Source organism: Bacillus gaemokensis (genome assembly GCF_001590835.1).
GTDB classification, from domain to species: domain Bacteria; phylum Bacillota; class Bacilli; order Bacillales; family Bacillaceae_G; genus Bacillus_A; species Bacillus_A gaemokensis.
The window spans coordinates 63,423-88,075 of record NZ_LTAQ01000009.1 but is presented as its reverse complement, the minus strand read 5'-3'; the positions used below and the strand labels follow the sequence as shown (position 1 = coordinate 88,075).

The window sequence follows — 24,653 nt, the reverse complement described above, 5'->3', positions numbered from 1 at the left end:
CTGTAGATTCCGCTTTACTTCCATTCAAATCTAGCTCAACATGCTCATTGTTTTGTAACACAAGCATGACGTCAAATAGTGGATTCCTTGACATATCACGATGCACTACGACTTCTTCTACCAATTCCTCAAAAGGATATTCCTGATTCTCATAAGCATGTAGACAGCTTTCCTTTATCTCTTCTAGAAACTGTCTATATGTCTTTTGACCTTCCGGTCTTCCTCTCATCGCCAACGTATTCACAAACATACCCAACATGTTTTCCGTATCTTTATGCGTTCTGGCGCTTATTGGACTACCAATTACAATATCCTCTTGTCTACTGTATTTTCCAAGTAAGATCATCGCCGCAGATAGAAACACCATATATTCCGTCACTTTATTTTTTTCGGYGAATGCCTTAATCTTTGATGCAAGTTCTTTTCCTGTCAGTTCATATACTGAAGCCCCCRCAAAACTCTGTTGTAGCGGTCTTGTATAATCTAACGGCATATCTAGAATTGGTGCTTCTTCTTCAAACTGACTCAGCCAATATGTTTTCTGTTCACTCAAATCCCTATTTCTCATCCACTCACTGTAATCTTTATATTGRTGTGTCAACGGTTTTACATTTTCTTTGTTGTACAACGTTGTCAATTCCTTGATGAATGTCACCATACTCATTCCGTCACTGATGATATGGTGCATATCTATACATAGAAGGTATCCATCGTTTYTCTTGACAACTTCCATTCTAAACAAGGGCCCTTCGCTCAAATCAAAGGGTCTAATAAATCTGTCCATCAGTTCTTTCTGATCCRTTCTTTCATCTTCCACTAATGTAAAGTCTAATTCCATCGTTTCCTTGATTTTTTGCACAGGTTCCCCATCTATCATTACAAAAACACTTCTTAAGATTTCATGTCGATTTATTAGACCTTGCATAGCTGYTTTYAAATCATTGATTCGAATGTCACCCGTTCCCTTCAAACTTTGCGGTATATTATACGCCGTACTGTTTTCATCAATTTGATTTAACAAATAGATACGCTTTTGCGTTGACGACATTGGATAATATGCCTTGATTTCCGCTGTCGGTATCGGCATATATTCTTCTGCCTTTTTGCCTGTCATAATCTCTGCGAGATTTTCAACCGTCGGATTTGATAGTATTTCCTTAAGAGACATCGTCTTTCCCGTTTCTGCTTCTATCCTGTTCGCAAGTCTTGTTGCCTTCAATGAATGACCGCCTAATTCAAAGAAATTGTCCTTCACACTTATTTTTTCCACATCAAGGAGTTCACTAAATATTTCACAGACTATTTCCTCTGTTTCATTTCTTGGCGCAATATATTCCTTTTCACTCTTCACTTCAATTTCAGGCAGAGCTCTCTTATCCAGCTTTCCATTTCTTGTTACTGGTATCTTCTCAATTTGCATCATATAGGCAGGCATCATGTATTCTGGTAATTCCTTACGGATTACCTCTTTGATATCACTGATACTTAATTCATTTTCCGCTGTAACATATGCACGGACTGCTTTTTCACCATTTTTGTCTTCTCTTACAATTACCGCCACATCAGTTACACCTTCTACTCTTCGAATTACACTCTCAATTTCGCCAAGTTCAATTCGGAAACCTCTGATTTTTACCTGTTCATCCATTCTTCCCAGATACTCAATATTCCCATCAGGAAGCCATCTTGCCAAATCTCCACTTCGGTACAGTTTCCCTTCTCCGAATGGATTNTACCTGTTCATCCATTCTTCCCAGATACTCAATATTCCCATCAGGAAGCCATCTTGCCAAATCTCCACTTCGGTACAGTTTCCCTTCTCCGAATGGATTRTCGATGAATTTCTCCGCTGTCAGTTCTGGTCTATTGAGATATCCTCTAGCTACACCATCTCCMGCTATACATAATTCCCCAGGCACACCAATYCCACATAATTTCTTATTATTCAGTATATATACTTTTGTATTTAGAATCGGTTTTCCGATTGGAATTCTTTCAGGAACAATATCATTTGAATCACATTCCCAGTGGGTTRCCGCAACCGTACATTCACTTGGACCATAAGCATTGATATACTTTGAATTTCTAACAAYCTTCTCAACCATTCCACGATTGGATTCAGAACCCGCYGTAATTACTACATTAGGTATAAATTCATCCATATCGGAATAGAATACCGGGGGGATCGTCGAAATACTTATCTTTTCTCTATTCGCTATTTTTACAAACTCTTTTGTATCCTCACGCTCTGCCTTATTTGCAATGACAAGTCTTCCACCGGTTAACAGAGCCATATTCATTTCCCAAACAGAACCATCAAAAATTATATTCGCAAATTGTAAAACAGCCTCTCCTTCTTTTACCTGTAATGACTTTATAAAATAATTTCTTAAATTAGCCACACCTCTATTTTCAATCATCACACCTTTTGGTTTTCCAGTTGTTCCTGATGTATAGATAACATACAACAAATCAGATGATTGATTTACTTGTATAGGATTTTCTTCTTCACCTATAAAGACACTATGTTCCGCAAGGTCAATGACTGGAATTGCTGTCTCGATTTCCGCTTTATATGTTAGTACTGCCTTTGGTGTACAGTCCTCCAKCATATATTCGATTCGATCTTTTGGATAGGTKGGATCCATCGGTACATARGCCCCGCCCGCTTTAATGACTCCATAAATCCCTACAATCATTTCAATGCTTCGTTCCGCCATAATCGYAACGTAATCATCCGGTTTAACTCCAAGACTTCTTAGCTTATGCGCTAAGGCATTTGCTCTTTGGTTCAGTTCTCTGTACGTGATTTCCTCATCTTCAAAGGTCACTGCGATATGATTCGGTGTCTTCTTCACTTGTTCTTCAAACAGTTTAGCTACCGTCTTTTCTTTTGNCTCTGTACGTGATTTCCTCATCTTCAAAGGTCACTGCGATATGATTCGGTGTCTTCTTCACTTGTTCTTCAAACAGTTTAGCTACCGTCTTTTCTTTTGGATACTCACTATAGGTATTGTTAAATTCTCCTATGATAAGAGCTTTTTCTTCCATATCTACTAAATCAATATCCCCCAAAAGCAAACTTGATTCAGATATAATCGTATTAATAACTTTGATAAAAGTTTTTTGGAAGAGCTCTATCGTACTTCTCTTATACAATTCATGCGCATAACTTATTGTTATTTCAAAATCATTTCTACATTCATCAATTAAAATTTGAAAATCAAAAATACAATTCGAAGGTAAAATTTCTTCAACACAGCACTCTAATCCCTGTAGTGTCAATAACTCTCTATAAGTTTCTTGATATCTTAGGAAAATATCAAATAAAGGATTATCTTGTCTTTTTGTTTTAGATAGTTCAATTATAGTTTCATATTGAACATCTGAATTCTTCAAAGCAGCTCTATTATTTTTATGTACTTGCTGTATAAAATCTTTAATGCTTTGATTTTCATTAACATAGTTTCTTAATGGCAATATGTTAACAAACATACCTGTAAGGGATTGAAACTCTTCTGCTTTTCGCCCTGAGGACACTGTTCCTATTGTTATATCACTCTGGTATGTAAGTCTAGAAAGCGTGATATTAAGGGCGGCAACAAAAAATGCAAATTTTGTACAGCGAAGCTCCTTGCAATAATCTTCTATGTCTTTTTTGTTATATACTTGTGTCTTTAATTCATCAGCCTCATAATTTTTACTACGCTTGTTAGGATAATCCACCAATCTATCACATAAATTTGATGGTTCACTGAACATCTCTTCCCAAAACACTTTTTTTTCATCGTATTCCGAACTTTGAAGCGTTTTATTATGCCAATCAACAAAATCACTATATTTATTTTTATTGATTTTAACAAAATTTTCATTATATACATCTACTAGATCAGAAATAAATGTTCTCACGCTACTACCATCAAAAATAATATGGTGAAAGTCCATAAAAGCAACCGTAATATCATCCCGATATTTTACTATTCTAATTCTATACAGTACATCATGTAATAAATCAAAAGGTTGTACAAAACTATCTAAATGAAAATTTTTGAACTCATTAAAAGTTATATTATTACAAGGTAACCCTTCTATAAATTCGTAATTTTCTTGATTTTCACAAAAAACAGAATACTTTATCCCACCATTTATTTCCTTAAATCTTGCGTTTAACATAGGATTATTATTTACAGATTTATTTAAAGCATTCTTAAATCTTTCCTTATGAAAATTCCCATTAAAAGTCATCATGAAAGTTATATTATAATTCAAACTACATGGATTCATTGCATTAATAGCAAATATCCTTTTTTGCACCGCAGAAGTCTCATACCATTCTTTAATATCTTCTGATAATACATCAATTGTTTGCATAATAGCCTCCTTATATAATTTGTTTAGGTTGAACAAGTTGACCTATAACCCTCTATTTTCTATACGGCAGATCTAAATTACTTATCTATACTTATATTCAAAACAAGCATTAATAAGTACATGAAACTTCAGCTCGTTAACTACACTGAAGTTTCATATATTGTAAATTTTATGAAATCCCCACACATTTTAATTCCTTGATAGACACCATCTATTAAAAGAGTACTTCTTATAATTATCTTACACTATTTTACATTTTTCTACATAATTATTTTCAATATATTTTAAATTAATTGATAGTTATGGTGTTTCACCTCAAAAGCATCGACAAACATAAAAAATATTCTAAAAAACAACCGTTATAAAAATTAGTGGATTCCGTTATGCAAACAATCGAATTGTGAAATTAACTCATAGAAAAATCACATAATACCATTGCCGTTATTTATGTTTTATGTTACTAGTATTCAATAACATAAAACATATTACATAATAATGAATGTCGTTAGAGATTACCAAGGTTTATTAGTTTGTTTTCATTTTAATGGACACACTAATTAACAAATAATAGTAAACAAGATCCCTATATTAAATTTATTAATTCACTTTACATAGGTAACATCTTATCACCATATAAATAACGAGCGAATTATAAGTTCAAAATAAAAAAAGTATAAATAACAAAAAGGTTTTCTCACGTGTGGATTTAGTTAAATAATGAATATATAAAAGGAAATATGTTCTTAAACTTCTAAATTGTTTTTCTTTTTTTGTTATAATGAAGATATTGTAAGTAACTCCTTTTTATCGATATTTCCCAAACTCATCATATTAGGATCAGAACGTTATTTTTATTAATCCAGCCTTAAAATTTGTAAAGCTATATAAATTAATGTAAATCTTTTGTTTTAGAAAGGAGTTGAGATGTACAATGTTAGAATTATTCTTAGCGAATATTACTGATTTTCCTAACAAAAATTTCCTAACATTTTATACAACCGCTGATAGTTTAAAAAAAAAGAAATAGGTGCTTTTAGAAAAAAAGAAGATAAGCAAAGAGCCTTGCTTTCAAATCATTTGTTAATGGAACTATTAACCTCATATACTAAAAAAAAATTGAAATTTTAAAAAATCAATACGGAAAAAAATATTTAACAAGCAATGAATATTTTTTTAACATTTCACATTCTGGCGACTGGATTTTGATAGGCATTAGTGACTGTGAAATAGGTGTTGATATTGAAAAGTTAGAAACTCTCGATTTTATTAATCTTTCTACATTTTTTTCAGAACCTGAACAAGCCTACCTTAAAAATTTAGATCACACTTGTCTCAAGGATGAATTTTATAGAATTTGGACAGCTAACGAAAGCTATGTAAAATTCTTAGGAAAAGGATTATCGGTTCCTTTAAACTCTTTCGTCGTACCCCTAAAGAAAAATGATAATCTTGTTCTGAATTCTTCAAGAGATTCTCGTAAAAATCCAGAAATTCAATTATTTTTTTTGGAAGATTATAGCATGAGTATTTGCAGTCAAAAATTTGATAACTTATCATTTAATTATTATAATGCCGCAGGTGAAATAGTTACGTTAAATGAAAATAGAAATGGAATGTTTCCAAAAATAGAATCATGGAAATAAGAATTTTCCCTATTCTGTGTACTTTACTCCTTAAGGCTATTCAAACTACTTGTAAGAATAGCCTTGCAATCTCAGATGGCTTTCGTTGCTGTCGATATTTGTCAAAAACAAATTTTAAACACTTAATACATCCAATGATAATTCACTTCTCTCACTATCATATACATTTCTTTCGTCATATCATGAACAAGCTATTGGATAAAAAAGAAAAAACAGAAATGGTCTTTTACCAATTCTGTCTTTTCTGTACTATTTTAGTTTTGCACTTCGCTTCTCCATCTCTTTTTGTGTCATTGGTCCGATAAATTTATCTTGAATCACACCTTTTGTATCCACAAAATAAGAAGTTGGAATGGTAATTACTTTATATGTCGTTGTAACACTTATATCCTTATCAAGTAAAACGGGGAAAGTGATTCCTTTCTCTTCAGCGAACTTCTTCACTTTTTCTTCTCCATTCGCTCGTTCAGAAACTGTATAATTTACAGCAAGGATTTCAACATCATCTTTATGTTTTTTATAAAAAGCTTCCATATCCGGCATTTCCTGCTGACAAGGACCGCACCACGTCGCCCAAAAATTTAAAATTACTTTCTTCCCCTTCAAATCTGATAATTTCACCTTTGTACCATCTAATTTTGATAACTCGAAATCTGGTGCAACCTTCCCTACTTCAATTCCATTCTTTGCGATGACTTCTTTCATCGCCGCTTCACTTTGTACGGACTCTTCTCTTACTACTTGTTTTTCATCCTTTCCGAACTGTTCATATACTGCATACCCCGCTAAACAAAGTAACACTACAACAATGGTAAGCTTCCGCCACATATACATCACCCTTATCACATATCTCATTATATATCCCTAAAAAATAACGATAGTATTTATACTTATTTTAGCTTATACAGACAAGCTTGGAAATATTCTTCTCGCAAATAGACAGAATGTCCGTTACTAATATAAATTTTTTTCCTTTTCATCATATAATGAGACTATATTACGGTGAAAAGGAGACATGAATACTTTGAAAAAAAGCTCTATACATTGTCTGCAATATGCAATTAACCTTCCCATTTTTATTAATCTCGTTTTTTGTTACAAGCATTATTGCCAGTTACTTAATGATTTCAGAAGATTGGAAAGATCATCTTGTATTTACCCAGCAAGTAACTACAAATACAGAGCATATTTATGAAATAGATAAGTTTCTTTATGCTTTTAAAATTGAACCAATTGCAGTCACGATATTTATCCTATCCACTTTATATTTAAAAGTAGGAAAATTTCCTTTTCCTGTAATGCATGCCCGTATTCAAATACTTATTGCTTAATTGTTATCCATAAAAAATACCAGAAAGCATTTTACTCTCTGGTATTTTGGACTTTAGGAACGTTTTTAGCTTAAAATCAGCAACTCAATTTTTCCGTCGATCCTTTTTATCCGTTGTATAATGTTCTTTAATTTCATTAGTGAATTGAATTTACGTTTGTCCCTTTTCTTGTTCACCTCTATTAATGCTGGACAGTAATCCTAAGAAAGTTCTTTTGTGCATGGAAATATTTTAGAGACTAGAATCTCATTAACCACTTTCGCATTGGCATCGGCATTCTCTGGATTTAATATCGTGTAATGCGACCCATAACCTTGGTAATGATTAATTTCACTGGTTGTTGACAAAGCCCACTCTTCATACTCATAATGCTCATTCCTTTGATATTCTGCCGAATGAATTAAATGAATATTGGCCTGAATCTTTCCGTTGCTTTCTAATGTAAAAACATATTTCATATAATCTCTAATTCTCTCTTTGTCCCTATCACTAAAAATATATCCTTTCAAATATTTCCGTGTCGGGCTCTCCACGACTATATTTACATTGTCTTCAAGGGTTTGTTCAGTCATTGACTCAGTTTTCTTGACACGATAAGCATCCAGCATGATAAGATCAGATACCTTTCTTCCCAAGGATTGCTCCAGCTCTTTTGCCACTTCAAATAATAATTTCCCTCCTGCTGAATATCCCAAGAGTACATAGGGCCCTTCCGGCTGCAACTTAAGTATTTGCTGTGCCATTAACTTTACCTTGTCAGGATTTTCAATATAATCAAACGAGTAGATGGAATAATCCCCCAGTCCACGTGCTAGTTGATAGTATGCGACCCCGAAACCCGTCACAGGAGGAAAACAAAAAACATTCTTTTTTCCTTTTTGAGTTAAAAATGTCCCTAACTTTAGATTATCGCTCTCCTCCTGAACCGGTCTAAGATAAAAGCACAAATCTTTCAACACGGGATTTAAAAAAATCTGTTTCATTTCAAATTCCCATCCCTTTTTGTATAAAGAAGAGGCTACTTGAATAGCTTTCATGGAATCGCCTCCTAAGTCAAAAAATCCATCCTCCAACCCTATATTTTCTATACCGAAAACTTCTTCCCAAACTGAAACCATAATTTTTTCGCCTTCACTAACCGGAGGGGTGAAGTCTTTTCTTTGATTGAATTGAATAACAGGCTCAGGCAATGCGTTTTTGTCTAACTTCCCGTTTGCATTTGTTGGAAAATTCTCAACCCTAATAAAGTATGCAGGAATCATGTAAGCAGGAAGTTTTTTTGTTGAAAAGGCGCGTAGTTTTTCATCGTCCAGTTCCTTATCAGATATATAATAAGCACAAAGGAATTGATTATTCATTGTATTACTTCTAGCCATTACCACTGTCTCTTGAATATCAGGATATTGGTTAAATACTGCTTCAATTTCACCTGTCTCAATTCTTATTCCCTTTATCTTTATCTGATCATCTTTCCTGCCAATAATTTCAACCTTCCCGTTCGGCAACCATTTGGCAAAATCACCTGTTCTATACATGTACTCTCCAAGCTTAAAAGGGTTATTCACAAACTTTTCCTTTGTTTGTTGAATGTTATTTAAATACCCACGGGCTAGACCTATACCACTTATATAAAGTTCCCCACAAACCCCTACAGGAACCACTTGCTGCTCATTATCTAGAATATAGACTTGTGTATTGTCAATTGGACGTCCTATACATGATGGTTTGTCATCGCTCTCAAATTCATTTGCCAGAACCTGAATAGAAGTTTCTGTAGGCCCATAAAAATTTATAATCCGTCTATTAGCCGTTTTCCATTGATTGAGATCCAAAGTACAGGGCTCTCCCCCGGATCCCACTGTCACTATAGAGCTTGGTAATAAGTCGACCGGAATGCTCGATAATACTGTTGGTGTAAGCGTCATTGCTGTTATTTTCTCTTCAGATAAAAAATTGACAAGATCTATTCCTCCAGCCCGTACTTCAAAAGGCGTAAGATATAAAGTTGCTCCTGAAGACAATGCAGAAAATATCTCTACTATGGAAGTATCGAAATTAATTGAAGCAAACTGCAGCATTCTACTTCCCCTTGAAAGATTAAAAAGAGAAATTGAATGATTAATTACATTACAAACACCCAAATGTTCGATGGCCACCCCCTTCGGTTTACCGGTCGACCCTGAAGTATACATGATATAAGCCAAATCATTGCCTGAAGAGACCGCGGGGATGTTCGCTTTACTTTCATTCAAAATGGAATTCCAAGTATGATCAAGAAATATTTTCCGATTGATAGTTACAGCTTTTCCTGCCTGGGAGTTTGGCTGGGTGATTATTACCTCAATTCCTGCATCTTTCAGGATATATTGAATTCGTTCTTCCGGGAATGAAGAAGAAATCGGCACATAAACACATCCGGCTTTAAGAATTCCTAGTATACTAACAACCATTTCAAGGGAAGTATCCATCACTAATCCAATATGAGTTTGTTTTTTTACTCCTGCATTATTAATCAAATGTGCGACTTGGTTAGCCCGTTCATTAACTTCGCGGTAAGTTATTGAATGTTGACCAAATTTTACAGCCGTCGCCTCAGGGGTTCTCTCTGCTTGTTTTTCCACTAACTGATGGAGCAACTGATCATGTGACAATTTTTTTTCCGTTTGATTCCACTCAACTACAATTTGATTCTGTTCGAAATCGGATAGCATCTTTAATTCAGATATTTTTTGATTTGGATTCTTGATGATACTTTCTAACAATCTATTCCAATGGTCTTTCATGTTCTGAATAGTCTCTGCACGAAATAAATCAGGAGAGTATTCGAAAAAACCTTCTAATCCACTATCACTCTCTGTAAATCCAATCGTTATGTCATATTTGGCGGTCATCCCATCAATCAATTCGAAATCAATTTCCAGTTCTGGCAATTTCAATTTTTCCTCTTGTTTGTCTACATATACAAAAACCGATTGAAATAAAGGGTTTCGACTCGGATCTACAGGTACCTTGATTTCATCCAGAAGAAGACCTATTGGTAAATCCTGATTTTTGTAAACTCCTATCGATGTTTCACGGACACTTTTTAACAACTCCTTAAATGTCATATCACCAGAAATTTTGGAACGGAACGTACCCATCGTTAAGAAATATCCCATTACTTTTTCCAATTCCATTCTATTGCGGTTAGCCAACGGAGAACCTACAAGAATGTCGGATTGTCCTGTATAACGATAAAGAAGGACTTTAAAAGCCGCCAGAAAGATCATGAATGTTGTAGCTTTTTCCGTATTGGCTATTTCCTTTAAATCATCCAAGACTTTCCTTGAAGTATAAGTAAAACAACGTGCTCCCCTATAAGTCACCGCAGGTTTTCGAGGAAAATCGGTTGTAATATCCAACACATATTCGGAACCTTCTAGCTGATTTTTCCAAAAATTAAGCAAATTCTCTTTAGTTTCACCTTGTAAATAATCTCTCTGCCATTCCGTATAATCTGCATACTGCACTTGAAGATCGGGCAATTGAGTGGGAACGCCGTCCAAAGCAGCCTTATACGAAGTGACCAATTCTTCAAAAAAGATGGAAAATGAAATGTGGTCCATAACTATATGATGGACGGTCATTACCAGCATTGCTTCTGTATCACTCGTATAAAAAAGTTTAAAACGTACCAGCGGTCCTTTTTCTAAATCAAATAAGCATTGAACTTCTTCTTGCACAAGTCTTTGAATTTCTGATTCTTGTGAGGACCTTGCTATATGACTTAAGTCAACAGAAGGCACTTCAATATGTAGTTTAGGAAGCACATATTGCAAAGGTTCCCTTGGATCAAAAACAGTTCTCCACGCCTCATGACGACTGATAATCAGGTTGATACTCTGTTCCAAAGCACGATGATCCAGTCTACCTTTAAACCTTGCGACACCATACACATTATAAGCGAATACTTCAGGATGCATCCTGTTAAAAAACCACAATCGTTCTTGGTCAAAAGAAAGCGGGCTTGGATTAGTATGATTACGACTTTGGATGGCCCTGCGATTTAAAGTTGTTTTTAATTTTGAGCTTAGATTTTTCTCTTTCAACTGACTCTCGAACAAAGCTCTCTGTTCGGGAGTCAATGCTTTAATTCTCTCTGTCAGATTTTTCATTCGTCTCAATCCTTTCAGTAAATTGATTTTTCAACTCTGTTAACATGTGTAAACTATCCATTACCGTATCAAAGTCGACCCCGAAATCTATTAAACAAGCAATCTCGTCGACCCCGATTCCAATAAGCTTCTCAACTAGTGCGGCACATTTATCCTGCGTCCCAAGTAGAGCCGATTCTTGAAAATACACTTCGAAAGCTCTAGAAACAATCACTTCAAAATCCTCTGGTGATAATTTCTCGTAATCTGTATGAATATTTTTATGTTGTTTCATAAACGTCTTAAGATATTCTTTTAATGGCTTCTTTACCTTCTCTTTAATGACTATATTATCCGTTCCTAAACAGGTATGAAGCATAACTGCAACTTTTCTCGATTCAGCTTCATAACCGTAGTCGGTCAATGCCTTCCGGTACATCTCAATTTTCTCCTCTAACTCCTCTATTCCCCCTGGAGTTACACCAGTAAGAATATTCGCCCCTATTTTTGCAGCATTCTGAAAAGTTTCTGGACTTCCATTGGTAGCTATCCAAACGTTAAGCTGCTTTTGTAGGGGACGTGGCAATGTTTGAATGCTATAAGTCTTCCCTGTCGCATCTAAGTATGGTACCTTCTCCCCTTGCCAGAGCTTTTGTACCTGTTCAATAGATTTGAACATTTCATCTTTTCGTTCTAAGTAGTAACAAGAGGACTGAACTGGAGCCACTAAAAAGTCTATTGGGTGCCACCCAGAAGCAAACGCGACGGATACACGCCCATTTGAAAGGTTATCGACTACAGACCATTCTTCCGTGAAACGGATAGGGTGATGCAGCGGCAAAACGACACTCCCTGCACGCAACTCGATTTTCTCCGTGACGGTTGCCAAAGCAGCACTTAATACCGAGGGATTAGGATACAATCCACCAAATTCTTCAAAGTGCCGTTCTGGGGTCCAGACTGCCGCAAAACCGTTTTTATCCGCAAAGGAGGCACTCTTAAGGAGAAATTCATATTTGTTTTCTTTGGTCGTAGAGCCGTCTCCCGAAAAAAAGAAAAGACTGAATTCAGCTCCTTTTACAAGATTACGCTTAGGTGTAATCTGATTTTCCCCAAATGATTTTTTTTCATTTTTTCTTGCAGAGTCGAAAGAAAAAGGATTATCTAACCCTTTCTCTTTCAACTGTTTCTCTAACAACTCACGTTGTTTAGGAGAGAGTGCAGCTATACGTTCAACTATTTTGTTCAATTTGTTCTCCCCCTCATTTTTATGTTTATTGACTTTTCTCTGTTAAATTTTCGATTTCTTTTAGCAATAGCTCAATCTCGTTGAGATCTTCCTGATCGATATGATTACCCTCGATTTCAATAGTTAACTCACCTATAGTTGGAAAATTAAAAATAATATCCATTGAAATATCAGGATCAAAATTCTCTCTTAAACGTGTCACAAGCTGAATCGCGAGCAACGAATCTCCACCCAAATCAAAAAAGTTTTCATTTTTACCGAGCACTTGAACACCTAATAAGTTTTCCCAAATCATCTGGATTTTTTCCTCGACTTCATTTTTCGGATCTTCCATATGCGTCAGTTCTCTTTCTAAGGAATCCTCATGAGGATTCTTCCTCTCACTTCTCTTTTGTATCTCTAAAAATCGGCCGATGCTTTGGTTCCTTTCAATAAAGTATTTTTTTCTCTCAAAAGGATAAGTCGGTAAAGGTACTCTACGAAATGTTCCCACTTTATATAATGCTGTTCGATCGACATGAATCCCTAAACACCATAATTCACCTAAGATATGAAGAGACTGTTCAAAAGAAGAACTGTCATCTCCCTCTTTGGGCAGAGCACTTAAAGCCATTATTCCCTTACTATTCTCTTTGCTTTGTTGTTGAATAAGAGGAATTAGCGAATCACCGTTTCCCATTTCTAGAAAAGCGGTATAATCCGCTTTTAATAGTTCCAACGTACCATCCCCTACACGTGATTGCCCAATAAGGCACTCCAGCCAATAAGAAGGATCTGTGGCCTGTTCATTCGTAATCCATCTCCCTGTAAGCCCAGAGATATAAGAAATTTTCGGTTCTTTCAGCTGAATACTATCTATAACGTTTTTTAATCGTTCGACCATCACCTCTATCGCTGGAGAATCAACGCAAAGCTCTGTAGATTCTTCCTGAATCAAACTAGCCCACACCGTTATCACTTTCAGTGCCTCTTCTACGGTCATCACTCCCGCCAAACAAGCTGCAACATATTCGCCGACGCCGTGACCAACCATGACCTCCTGCCTAACGCCCCATTCTCTCCATTGGTGGGCAAGCGCATATTCAACTGCGAATAGAATCGATGCTACGTACACCATTTGTGTCAATTTAATAGCAGCTTTTTCCCTTTTTTCTTTAGAAGGATAAAGAATATCTCGTATATCTACCAAAAGAAGGGGTTTTAATAGTTCTGAACATTGATCCATCCGTTCTCGGAAAACATGATGATTCCTATACAATTCCTCCCCCATGTTCACTTGAACTGATTGATGTGCGGGAAACATAAAGACGACTGAGCGCGAATAGCTCTGATGAGTATCTTTCAAGATAACTTGCGATCCTGACCATTTTTCTGCGTTTTCCTTTAAGGTCTTTATCGCACTCTCACGGTCATAAGCCAAAGCTGCCAGACGATATTCAAATTCCTCTCGTCCAACCGAAAGCGTATAAGCTATATCAGATAATTTTGTTTGTGGATCTTGTTGTAGATAATGAATAAAACTATTCACCATATTTTGAAGGGCTGTCGGTGTTTTGGCAGATAAAAAAAGCAATTTTCTCTCTGTTTCGGACGTGTTAGATGCTTCATCTCTGTCAATATATTCTTCTAAGATAATGTGCGCGTTGGTTCCTCCCATTCCAAAAGAACTTATTCCTGCTCGTCTAGGGTGACCATCCGTATCCCAACTCTGACTTTGTGTATTCACGTAAAAAGGACTGTTATCAAAATCAATTTTGGGATTTGGCTTTCTAAAATGCAACGTAGCTGGGATTTTTTTATTCTGCATAGAAAGGACGACCTTGATTAACCCCACTATTCCAGCTGCACTGTCGAGGTGACCTATATTAGTCTTTACACTCCCTAAAGCACAATAGGATTTTTTGGAGGTATAATGACCGTACGCCTCTGTTAATGCCGCTACCTCAACAGGATCTCCCAAAGCTGTACCTGTACCGTGAGCTTCTACGTAGGTGATCGTTTCTGGATCAATATTTGCTATAGAAAGAGCCTCTTTAATTACTTCTGCCTGCCGGATAACACTGGGAGCCGTGTAGCCTATTTTTTGTGAGCCGTCATTGTTAATAGCCGTTCCTCGTATTACAGCAAGAATCTGATCACCGTCTTCTATGGCATCTTCCACCCGTTTAAGGAAAACTACACCCACACCATTTCCAAGAACCGTTCCCTTGGCATCGGCATCAAAAGCCTTACAATGACCATCTTCAGATAAAACCCCCCCCTCCTGATACGTAAGCCCTGCAGTCTGATCAGCTTTGACTGAAACACCACCTGCTAATGCCATGTCACATTCATAAGTAAGCAAAGCTTGAACCGCCGCATGCACTGCTACAAGGGAGCTAGAACAAGCCGTCTGTATAGCCATGCTTGGACCGTTTAAATTGCATTTATAAGAAACACGTGTGGTCAGAAAATCTGGTAGATTTCCAATTGATAATTGATAATCTCCAATACTGTCAACCAGCTCTTTTTGGCTTAAGACGTTTAAAAGGTAACCTGATTGACCGCTACCTGCGTATACGCCAATTCGGTAATCAGGATCAGGCTTGATGTAACCTGCTATTTCCAGCGCCTCATACGCACATTCTAAAAACAAACGATGTTGCGGATCCGTATATTCTGCTTCCCGTGGGGACATATCAAAAAAGTTTGCATCAAAAGCATCTGCTCCTTCTATAACTCCAGCAGCGTTTCTGTGGCTACTAGACTCTTCAAAAAAAGTAATAGATTCCTCTCCTTTTTGAAGGTTATCCCAAAATTTTTGGATATTATTTGCTCCTGGAAAACGCCCTGCCATACTTATAATTGCTATCCCCTGTATCTCTTCACTATTTTGTTCTTCCCTACCTGTTTTCACTTCCCATCCCTCCATTGCCTTCTTAAACTTTTTTGCCGGTTTCTCTGTTTTTGGCGAAGATATGCCTCTTCCTGGTGAACTAACATTATTCTTTTTTCTTCTTTGACTTTATCCATCCTTATATAATTCACAAAACTACGAATGGTAGGATAGCGGAACATATCAATTACGGTGAAAGCATTATCCAGTTCTTCTTCAGCTTTTTGGCAGACCCATAGAAGGCTAAACGAGTCGCCACCTAAGTCAAAGAAGTTTTCTTCAACTCCCACTTGTTTCAATCCCAGAGCTTCTGCCCAGATCTTAGACAGAGTTTTCTCGAGTTGACTAATAGGCATCTTGTACTCGACATTGGTATCTTCCATATAAATCATTTCATCTTTCAACTTTAATCGATCGACTTTTCCATTAGGCGATAAGGGTAGTTCTTTCATAATCTTAAATTGACTAGGGATCATGAATAAAGGTAGTCGGTCCTGTAGATAGGTTCGTAATTCCAATATACTGGTTTCTTTTGCGGAAGATCTGAGAAGAATAAAGACCACAATCTTTTGGATGCTTTTCGCATCATCTTTTACTACAGCGACAGCCTGCTTTATTAGTGAATGCTGTTCTAATACATTTTCTATTTCACTTAGCTCCACCCGTTGTCCACGAATTTTAATTTGACTATCATTTCGGCCAAGATATTCGATTTTTCCATCTGGAAGAAAGCGAGCCAGATCACCCGTTTTATAAAGACGTCGCTTTTCTAAATCAGCCCTCTGAAAATCAACTTGGATATATTTTTCTGCAGTTAATTCAGGACGGTTCAAATATCCTCTAGCTAGACTGGTACCTCCAATGTAGATTTCACCTACAACACCAGGAGGAACCACATTTTGGTTTTCATCCAAAATGTAAATGGTAATATTTTTTAATGGACGCCCGATATCAGGATGGATCGCTCCAGCATAATCCCCTGTCGTTGCCCAAACGGTTGATTCAGCGGGACCATAACCATTAATAAATCGACAATATTTACTCCAATAATCAGCAACTTCGAATGGACATGCTTCTCCCGCCGATTTTATTATCTTCAAATGAGGCATTTTCTTGTTTAGTTCACCTTCCCCATATGAAGATAACTTCATAAGAACAGAAGGAGTGAGGGTTACCATGTTAATTTTCTTTTTCCTCAAAACATCAGCTAAAGGCTTTCCAGGTAGCAAGGATTCCCGGTTCTCTAGAATAAGTGTACCGCCACTGCAAAGGAGAGGGAAAATCTCAAACACCGAAGTATCAAAACTGCATGATGCGAACTGCAACACCCTTGAGCTTTCAGTTAAACCTATTTCTTCGAGAGTATTATAGATTAGATTGCTTAAGCCACGATGTTCAACCATGACTCCTTTAGGGTTCCCAGTTGAGCCTGATGTGTAAATCAGATAAGCAAGGTCAGCGCAGTCAGGGGTGGGCCAATCAGTTGTTTCACATGGATAAGATGGTATATCCTCCAAATGGAGTTGTTTGATGTCTATAATATTCTCGTTGAAATCAGACAGTTTTTCTTTGAATTCATCTGTGGTCAAGAGGGAGCAAGATTGTGAGTCTATCAACATATAAGAAATTCGATTAATTGGATAATCTGGATCTATCGCTAAATAAGCTCCTCCTGCTTTTTGTATCCCTATCATGCTGACAATTAAATCAATTCCTCTTGGCAACATAATCGCGACAACGTCTTCTGATTTAACCTTTTTGTTTCTCAATATTTTCGCCAATCTACTCGTCCGTTCATCTAACTCTAAGTATGTTAAGTTCTCTCCATTAAATTCGAGAGCGATCGAGTCAGGTGTAATTTTCACTTGTTTATTAAATAGGTCAATAAAAGTCTGATCGAGTCGGTATTCTCGTTCCGTTTGATTCCAATCGAATAGTATTTGTTTAGCTTCAGATTCGGACAATATGTTCAGATCAGTAACTTTTTTCACCGGATTTAGCAAAGCATCTTTTAATAGTTCCATGTATCGATTGCTCCAGGACTTTATTTCTTCTTCCTTAAAAAGCAACGACTGGTATTCGAATTCAAGCCGGTAGGTTCCCAAATCACTGCGGTCTTTGATGTGTACCACCATTTCATGATCTAATGAACCGCAGGGGTGGGTCTTTATAACATAAGGAAGATCCTCATGTTTTTGAAAATCCAATACCTGAAATTCAACGGAGATATTAAATAATTTTGAGATATTTTGATGTTGTTCTCTTAATCCCTTTAAAATATGATTATAGGGATATTTTTGATGTCGAAGCAACTGATGTTGTTTTTTTGAAATGTTCCGGCATACGTTTTCAAATGAGTGTAACGGGTTTATTTTATACCGAAATGGAAGCATATTAACAAACATACCGAATGTGCTTTTTTCTTGAATACCTGTCCGGTTCCGAGTGATTTGGCCAAGGGTGATATCCTTCTTTCCTGTTATCCGATAAAGGTATGTATATAAACATGTAGTGAAAAAGGTACTCGGACTAATTTCTAACTCATTGCAAAACTGATCAATGCGTTCCCTGAGGTCCTTATCGAGACTGATTTCATAACGCGAACTGGCTAGACTGTCTTGTGGCATCCCACCTTTTTTCACATAGAGCAAATCAGGTAAAGTTTCAAAGTTTGCCTGCCAAAATTGTTTATCTTTTAAATATCGTTTGGATTGAAAATACTTGTTTTCTTTTTCTATCGTGTTCAAATAAGAGGGTTTTTTACTAATTTCTCGTGGCCTTCCTCTTTGAAAATGTAAATAGATATCTGCAATTTCATTACATGCATTATAGAGACTTACTCCGTCAGAAATGATATGATGCGTTTTTAAATATAGCCAAGTCTCACTTTCGGAAATCTGTAAGAGAGCGAATAAAAACAATGGACTCCGATCCATCTTAAAAGGTGCTTTCGTGGTCGTTTCAATCCAAGCTTCCGCCATATTTTCCGGATCTGAAAAAGTGCTGAAATCCAATAAAAGAATATCATACGGTTGTTTGTCCGCTTTTAATTGTTGAGAGAATCCCTCATCGTTTTGTGACTCTTGTATGACCTGAAGTTCAATGGATTCATTTTCCTGAATAAATTGGTGAATTGCTTTTCTGAGTAGATTCGGGCATATATTTGTGGAAAATCTCACAGACCCCGCCAAATTCATGAGACCCGACTCCTGATACATTCTTTCTATAAACCAGACCCTTTTTTGAGCATTGGTAAGAGGGTATAGCTTCCGCGTTACTTGATTCATTATTTTTCACCTCTTTGTTTTAGTGTTTTTAAGAATAAATCACAAAAAAACTTTATATGGTAATAAATAAAAAATTCTATACAATTCGATTCTATATATATTTATTCATGTTGAATATTGAAATAATTAGTACAATTAACCCAGTATAAGTAGTGGATATATTTTGAAGTTTTCTCAACCAACCTAAGGATAAGGCCAAACAATGGAGTCTGATTCAAATGGAACCTATTTTCTTCTCGAGGTTTAATTACACAAAAGGGTGATCTAAAAAATCGTTAAAAAAGGATTTTTTGGAGTCACCCTGTCTTTTATCTTCTACAGTTATTTACAATATTAATTCAATGTTCATTATCAGTTTTCATAGTAAACATCCTCTTTCAAGATAAGTGATTTAAGTACTACAGATAAAATATAGCAATCATGTCTTGAGTATCTTTGCTATAGAAATATTTTAATTTTGACCCAATTCGTTTAACTATATTTCCCCAAAATTCCAATCATAAATGAGATGAGTGGATCAGAAAAGATATATAGTATAGATCAAAAGGGCGCTGACGGAATATAGGAACTATCACAATTAGAAGTTTTCTGATTTCCCACTCTAAATTATTATTGCTTACATATCACCACAATAAAGAGCAAACATATACATATATGTTGTGTTATCATTCATAACTGTTATAAACACATAGCTCAAAAGATGATTCACCTATAACCTTAGTTTGACACCTTAGACTCTTCAATTTTCTCACGAAGAACCATTTGCAGGATACCACCATGACGATAGTAGTCGATTTCAACTTCACTATCGAAACGCGCTACAACTTCAAATTGTTTTTCATTTCCTTCTGGGTCAATTGCAACTACTTTTACAAGATCACGAGGTCTAACTGTTTTATCAATTTGAATTTCAAATGATTCGTTACCAACAAGACCTAATGTTTCGACACTTTCACCATCTTTAAATTGCAATGGTAATACGCCCATTAATACAAGGTTACTGCGGTGAATACGCTCGAAACTTTCTGCGATAACTGCTTTAATGCCTAGCAGGTTTGTACCTTTCGCAGCCCAGTCACGTGAGCTTCCCATACCGTAATCTTTACCAGCAACTACAAGAAGTCCTGTGCCGTCTTCTTTATATTTCATTGCAGCATCATAGATAGATGTTACTTCACCAGTTGGCCAGTAAGTTGTATATCCGCCTTCTGTTCCTGGTGCAATTTGGTTTTTAATACGAATGTTTGCAAATGTACCACGCATCATAACTTCATGGTTACCACGACGAGAACCATAAGAGTTAAAGTCAACTGGCTGTACGCCATTTTCTAATAAATAGCGACCTGCTGGTGTATGTTTACCGATTGAACCTGCTGGTGAAATGTGGTCTGTTGTTACAGAGTCTCCAAATTTACCAACTACACGTAAACCTGAAAGTGTTTCCACTTCACCTGGTTCTTTTGATAACCCTTCAAAGAACGGTGGGTTTTGAATATATGTTGAGTCATTATCCCAAGTATATAACGCTTCATTTGAAGTTTGGATTTCATTCCAACGTTCGTTACTGTTAAATACTTGTGCATATTCTTTTTTGAACAACTCAGATGTTACGACACTTTGCACCACTTCTTCGATTTCTTTCGCTGATGGCCAAATGTCATTAAAGTAAATTGGGTTACCGTTTGCATCTTTACCAATTGCATCATTTTTCAAATCGATATCAACTGTACCAGCAAGTGCATATGCCACAACAAGTGGTGGAGATGCTAAATAGTTTGCTTTTACAAGTGGATGGATACGCCCTTCAAAGTTACGGTTACCTGATAAAACAGATGTTACTAATAAATCGTTCGCTGCGATTGCTTCCTCTAATTCTGGTGCTAATGGACCAGAATTACCAATACACGTTGTGCAGCCGTAACCAACTGTTTGGAATCCTAATTGATCTAGATATGTTGTTAAACCTGATTTATCTAAGTACTCTGTAACAACTTTAGATCCTGGTGCTAATGATGTTTTTACATAGCCAGGTACTTTAAGTCCTTTTTCAATTGCTTTTTTCGCAACTAAACCCGCACCAATTAATACATATGGGTTAGATGTATTTGTACAGCTTGTAATCGCTGCAATTGCAATTGCACCTGTCTTCATCGTTACTTCTTGATCTTTTAATGCAACTTTCACTTCTTTATCAAATTCTTGTTCGTTGAACCCAAGTCCTTGCGTTCCAACTGGTGCCACAACTGCTTTGTGGAACTCGTCTTTCATATTTGAAAGTGGAATTAAATCTTGTGGACGTTTTGGTCCTGAAAGATTAGATTCAATTGTATTTAAATCAATTTCAACAAGATCTGTATAAATTGGATCTTTGCTGTCTGCTGTATAGAATAAACCATTTGCTTTACAGTATTCTTCAACAATACGAATTTGTTCTTCGTCTCTTCCTGTTAAGCGTAAGTAGTCTAATGAAATCTCGTCGATTGGGAAGAATCCACAAGTTGCACCATATTCTGGTGCCATATTTGAAATTGTTGCACGATCAGCTAATGGCATACTTTTCAAGCCGTTACCGAAGAATTCAACAAATTTACCAACTACACCTTTTTGACGTAACACTTGTGTTACTTTTAATGCAACGTCTGTTGCTGTTGTACCACTTGGAAGTGTACCAGTTAATTTAACACCAATTACTTCTGGTACTGGGAAGTATGAAGGTTGTCCAAGCATCCCTGCTTCAGCTTCAATACCACCAACGCCCCATCCAAGAACACCAATACCATTAATCATTGTTGTATGAGAGTCTGTTCCAACTAATGAATCTGGATATGCAACCAATTCACCTTCAGCATTTTTCACCGCATGAACGACTGGTGCTAAATACTCAAGATTTACTTGGTGAACAATACCTGTTGCTGGCGGAACTGCACGATAGTTATCGAATGATTTTTGTGCCCAGCTTAAAAATTTATAACGTTCTTCATTACGTTTAAACTCTAAGTCCATGTTGAATTCAAGCGCGTCTGCTGTACCCGCTCTATCAACCTGTACAGAGTGATCAATTACAAGGTCTACAGTAATTTCAGGATTAATCTTATCAGGATCCCCGCCCATATCTGCCATTGCTTTACGAAGTGAAGCCAAATCAACAACAGCTGGAACACCTGTGAAGTCTTGTAAGATTACACGAGATGGTTTAAAAGGAACATCAATATCTTGAACATCCTTCGTTCCCCATTTCGCTAAATTCGTTACATGCTCTTCTGTAATTACACGTCCGTCAACTTGACGAAGTACAGATTCAAGCAAAACTTTAATTGAATACGGCAATTGCGATACGTTGCCAACCCCTGCGTTTTCAAGCGCTTTCAATTGATAATAATGATACGTTTTTCCATCTACTTCAAATGTTTCACGAGATTGAAATGGATTATGTTTGACCATTATGTTTCCCCCCTGTTAAACGTGACTGAGTTGTCTGAATATAAAATGTAGACAAACTTTTCAATACCTTACGATAATATCTTATTACAACTTTCTAAATAAGTAAATAATAAGAAACTTATAGTTTATCATAAGTTTTCTTTATCTCTAGAAATTTGAATAGTCCTCGTTCTCCTTATGAATACTATTACCATAAAGAAAAGCTTTCTTTTTGCGGCTTTTCTTTTCTGTTCATACATGTAATGAACAACTCATTATTTGTTTTGTAAAGAAAATATTATAGAGGTGAAATGAAATGGGTAAACGAAAAGCGAATCATGTGATTTCAGGAATGAACGCTGCATCAGCACAAGGACAAGGAACTGGTTATAATGAGGAATTTGCAAATGAGCCACTAACACCTGCTCAGCGTCAAAATAATAAAAAACGAAAAAAGAATCAGTAATGAAAAATCCCAAAAGGTACACCTTTTGGGATTTTTAATGCTTATAACGTAACAATTCAGAAACTTTCACAAATCGATAGCCTTCTTTTTGAAGAGCCGGCAGAATTTTTTCTAATGCAGCTACGGTTTGACTACGATCACTTCCCCCATCATGCAATAATACAATATCTCCGTTTTTTGCATTTGTTACAACATGTTTCACAATAGATTCCGTACCTGGATTTGCCCAGTCTTTCGGATCTTGATGCCAAGACCATAATACAATTTGATAGCCAGCTTCTTTTGCTGTTGTAAATACCATGTCATTGATATAACCACCTGGTGGACGGAAAAGTAACGGCTCTTTTACCCATTTTTGCAAATATTTTTTTCCCTCTAAAATATCATTTTTTAATTTTTCATCAGATGCATTGTTTGCATATAAATGATCCATCGTATGATTTCCAATTTCATGACCTTCCTTTATCACCTGCTCAATTAAATACGGATTTCGCTGAATCCGAAAACCAATCATAAAAAAGGTTGCCTCAGCTTTATATTGGCGCAATAACTTTAATACTTGCGGTGTATAAGTAGGATCTGGACCATCATCAAAAGTAATTGCAATAATCTTTTCATTGTTCGGCACTTCCCACGTTACATGCCCTGTAGGTTCTAATTCTTTTCTCAACAACATTTTTGCTTCTACTTTGTCCACTTGAAATATATGTACTACACATATTAAACAAATCATTATTGCAGAGACTTTTCTTCTTACCATATTTGCTCCGAGATTAAATAGATTGTTGAATTTCACAACAATCTATTTAATCTCCTAACTGGTCGACATCTCGCATAATGTTCTGTAAATTATTTTCATACTGCTCAAGTTGTGGACGTTGTGTATCAGATGCTACCTCAAGCGCATTTTGGATTTGTTCATATGCCTCTTGAACTTCCTCTCGCAAAAGCTTTAAATCATGACCGTAATTCGGGTCATTTTTCACAATATTGTTGTATAAATTTTCCGCTTGTACAACTCCTTGTTGTGCGGCTTGAAAAGCTTGCTGTTTATCCTTATGATATGGCATACGCTTTCCCCTTTCTTTTATAGTTAATCTCACTTATCTTTACCTTTTTTCATAAAAACATTCTCGTATAAATTTACAAAGTTCTCTCATTCTAAATATGAAAGGGAGGTGCAGCACACCATGGAAAAAAACAATAGTAAATCCATTCGCCAAAACACGAAAAAAGGACAGCCTTCTGGGCAACCTGAGCCTTTAAGCGGGTCACATAAAGTAAAAAACCGCAATCATTCTAGACAAAAAAATCATGCGCATCACGATATGTAAAAAAAAGGGACAATGCACGCGCATTGTCCTTCTTTCATAAAATATTTATAGCAAATCTCTCAACTTATTTTCTCCCTTTACTCTCACCTCTATTTTTTTCATGCATATCATAGTATGAATTGAGATTTTACGGAGGGTGTCTTACATGGGCAAGAAAAAAAAGGATTGCCTTTTTCATGTTGATGGTTTTGAAGAATGGATGGATCAGTTTTGTTCTGATTCATACAACAACTTCAGTTTTCCTAGTCACATTCACATCGATCTTTGTGAAACAGAACAGGAATACATTTTAGAAACCGATGTTCCAAATGTTACCGAACAAAATGTTCTTATAAAAAAGATGGAGACAGGCCTAAACATTTGCATATTCCAAAAAAATTCTTCCTTACATCGAACCATCTCTTTACCTACTAGCATCATTTACAAAAAAATGTTAGCCTGCTTAGAAAACGGCTTCCTTGCCATCCATATTTCAAAAACCGAATCTGCAAATAAGTATGAAAAAAATGTTCTCTTTTCAAATTAAAGGTTGATATAAATACAA

At 36.1% G+C, this 24,653-nt stretch carries 16 protein-coding genes; 5 read left to right on the top strand and 11 right to left on the bottom strand.

The genetic code is table 11. The annotated features are described in order from the left end of the window. From AZF08_RS31750 to AZF08_RS10430, 3 genes are all read right to left on the bottom strand, one after another. Positions 1–1,648, bottom strand: a 1,648-nt coding sequence (locus AZF08_RS31750) for a condensation domain-containing protein (protein WP_456061899.1), incomplete at its 3' end; no start/stop codon positions are given. 25 nt (positions 1,649–1,673) lie between these two features. Further along, positions 1,674–2,918, bottom strand: coding sequence for a non-ribosomal peptide synthetase (locus AZF08_RS10435; protein WP_063177277.1), 1,245 nt, complete (start codon positions 2,916–2,918; stop codon positions 1,674–1,676). Continuing rightward, the gene (locus AZF08_RS10430; protein WP_063177276.1) at positions 2,875–4,371 is read right to left on the bottom strand and encodes a condensation domain-containing protein; all 1,497 of its coding nucleotides are present in this window, start codon (positions 4,369–4,371) and stop codon (positions 2,875–2,877) included. The genes AZF08_RS10435 and AZF08_RS10430 overlap by 44 nt, the downstream gene beginning before the upstream one ends. A 1,202-nt stretch (positions 4,372–5,573) precedes the next feature. On the opposite strand from AZF08_RS10430, the gene AZF08_RS10425 reads away from it, so the two are divergent. Further along, positions 5,574–6,014, top strand: coding sequence for a 4'-phosphopantetheinyl transferase family protein (locus AZF08_RS10425; RefSeq protein ID WP_051725839.1), 441 nt, complete (start codon positions 5,574–5,576; stop codon positions 6,012–6,014). 249 nt (positions 6,015–6,263) lie between these two features. On the opposite strand, the gene AZF08_RS10420 is transcribed toward AZF08_RS10425, so the two are convergent. Next, the gene (locus tag AZF08_RS10420) at positions 6,264–6,842 is read right to left on the bottom strand and encodes a redoxin domain-containing protein (RefSeq protein ID WP_033676071.1); all 579 of its coding nucleotides are present in this window, start codon (positions 6,840–6,842) and stop codon (positions 6,264–6,266) included. Positions 6,843–7,069: 227 nt separating this feature from the next. On the opposite strand from AZF08_RS10420, the gene AZF08_RS32140 reads away from it, so the two are divergent. Next, positions 7,070–7,345, top strand: a complete 276-nt coding sequence (locus AZF08_RS32140) for a DUF4306 domain-containing protein (protein ID WP_051725837.1) — start codon at positions 7,070–7,072, stop codon at positions 7,343–7,345. Between the two features lie 200 nt (positions 7,346–7,545). Here the strand turns inward: AZF08_RS32140 and AZF08_RS10410 are convergent, their stop codons facing one another. The 5 genes from AZF08_RS10410 to acnA all read right to left on the bottom strand — a co-directional run bounded on the left by AZF08_RS10410 (position 7,546) and on the right by acnA (position 22,330). Further along, positions 7,546–11,499, bottom strand: a complete 3,954-nt coding sequence (locus tag AZF08_RS10410; RefSeq protein ID WP_033676069.1) for a non-ribosomal peptide synthetase — start codon at positions 11,497–11,499, stop codon at positions 7,546–7,548. Beyond that, positions 11,474–12,727, bottom strand: coding sequence for a MupA/Atu3671 family FMN-dependent luciferase-like monooxygenase (locus AZF08_RS10405; protein ID WP_033676067.1), 1,254 nt, complete (start codon positions 12,725–12,727; stop codon positions 11,474–11,476). Before AZF08_RS10405 ends, AZF08_RS10410 begins: the two co-directional genes overlap by 26 nt. Positions 12,728–12,752: 25 nt before the next feature. Next, a complete protein-coding gene (locus AZF08_RS10400) occupies positions 12,753–15,623 on the bottom strand; it encodes a type I polyketide synthase (RefSeq protein ID WP_051725832.1) in 2,871 nt (956 codons plus the stop codon). Beyond that, positions 15,620–18,889, bottom strand: coding sequence for a non-ribosomal peptide synthetase (locus AZF08_RS10395; protein WP_033676065.1), 3,270 nt, complete (start codon positions 18,887–18,889; stop codon positions 15,620–15,622). Before AZF08_RS10395 ends, AZF08_RS10400 begins: the two co-directional genes overlap by 4 nt. 717 nt (positions 18,890–19,606) lie before the next feature. Continuing rightward, positions 19,607–22,330: an aconitate hydratase AcnA gene (gene acnA, locus AZF08_RS10390; protein ID WP_033676062.1), complete on the bottom strand. Its 2,724-nt coding sequence runs from the start codon at positions 22,328–22,330 to the stop codon at positions 19,607–19,609. 295 nt (positions 22,331–22,625) lie between these two features. Here acnA and sspO point away from each other — a divergent pair, with 295 nt between their 5' ends. Continuing rightward, entirely contained in the window at positions 22,626–22,775 is a 150-nt protein-coding gene (gene sspO / locus AZF08_RS10385) for a small acid-soluble spore protein O (protein WP_003199101.1), read from the top strand. Between the two features lie 34 nt (positions 22,776–22,809). On the opposite strand, the gene AZF08_RS10380 is transcribed toward sspO, so the two are convergent. Both AZF08_RS10380 and AZF08_RS10375 read right to left on the bottom strand, forming a co-directional pair. Beyond that, a complete protein-coding gene (locus tag AZF08_RS10380; RefSeq protein WP_033676086.1) occupies positions 22,810–23,535 on the bottom strand; it encodes a polysaccharide deacetylase family protein in 726 nt (241 codons plus the stop codon). Between the two features lie 46 nt (positions 23,536–23,581). Next, on the bottom strand, positions 23,582–23,845 hold the full coding sequence (locus tag AZF08_RS10375; protein ID WP_033676059.1) for a hypothetical protein: 264 nt from the start codon (positions 23,843–23,845) through the stop codon (positions 23,582–23,584). Between the two features lie 120 nt (positions 23,846–23,965). Between AZF08_RS10375 and AZF08_RS10370 the strand changes: the two genes are divergently transcribed. Both AZF08_RS10370 and AZF08_RS10365 read left to right on the top strand, forming a co-directional pair. Continuing rightward, on the top strand, positions 23,966–24,109 hold the full coding sequence (locus AZF08_RS10370; RefSeq protein ID WP_000414451.1) for a small acid-soluble spore protein P: 144 nt from the start codon (positions 23,966–23,968) through the stop codon (positions 24,107–24,109). A 145-nt stretch (positions 24,110–24,254) separates the two neighbouring features. Then, complete coding sequence (locus AZF08_RS10365) at positions 24,255–24,635, top strand: Hsp20/alpha crystallin family protein (protein ID WP_033676056.1); 381 nt, start codon at positions 24,255–24,257, stop codon at positions 24,633–24,635. Positions 24,636–24,653 lie beyond the last annotated feature (18 nt).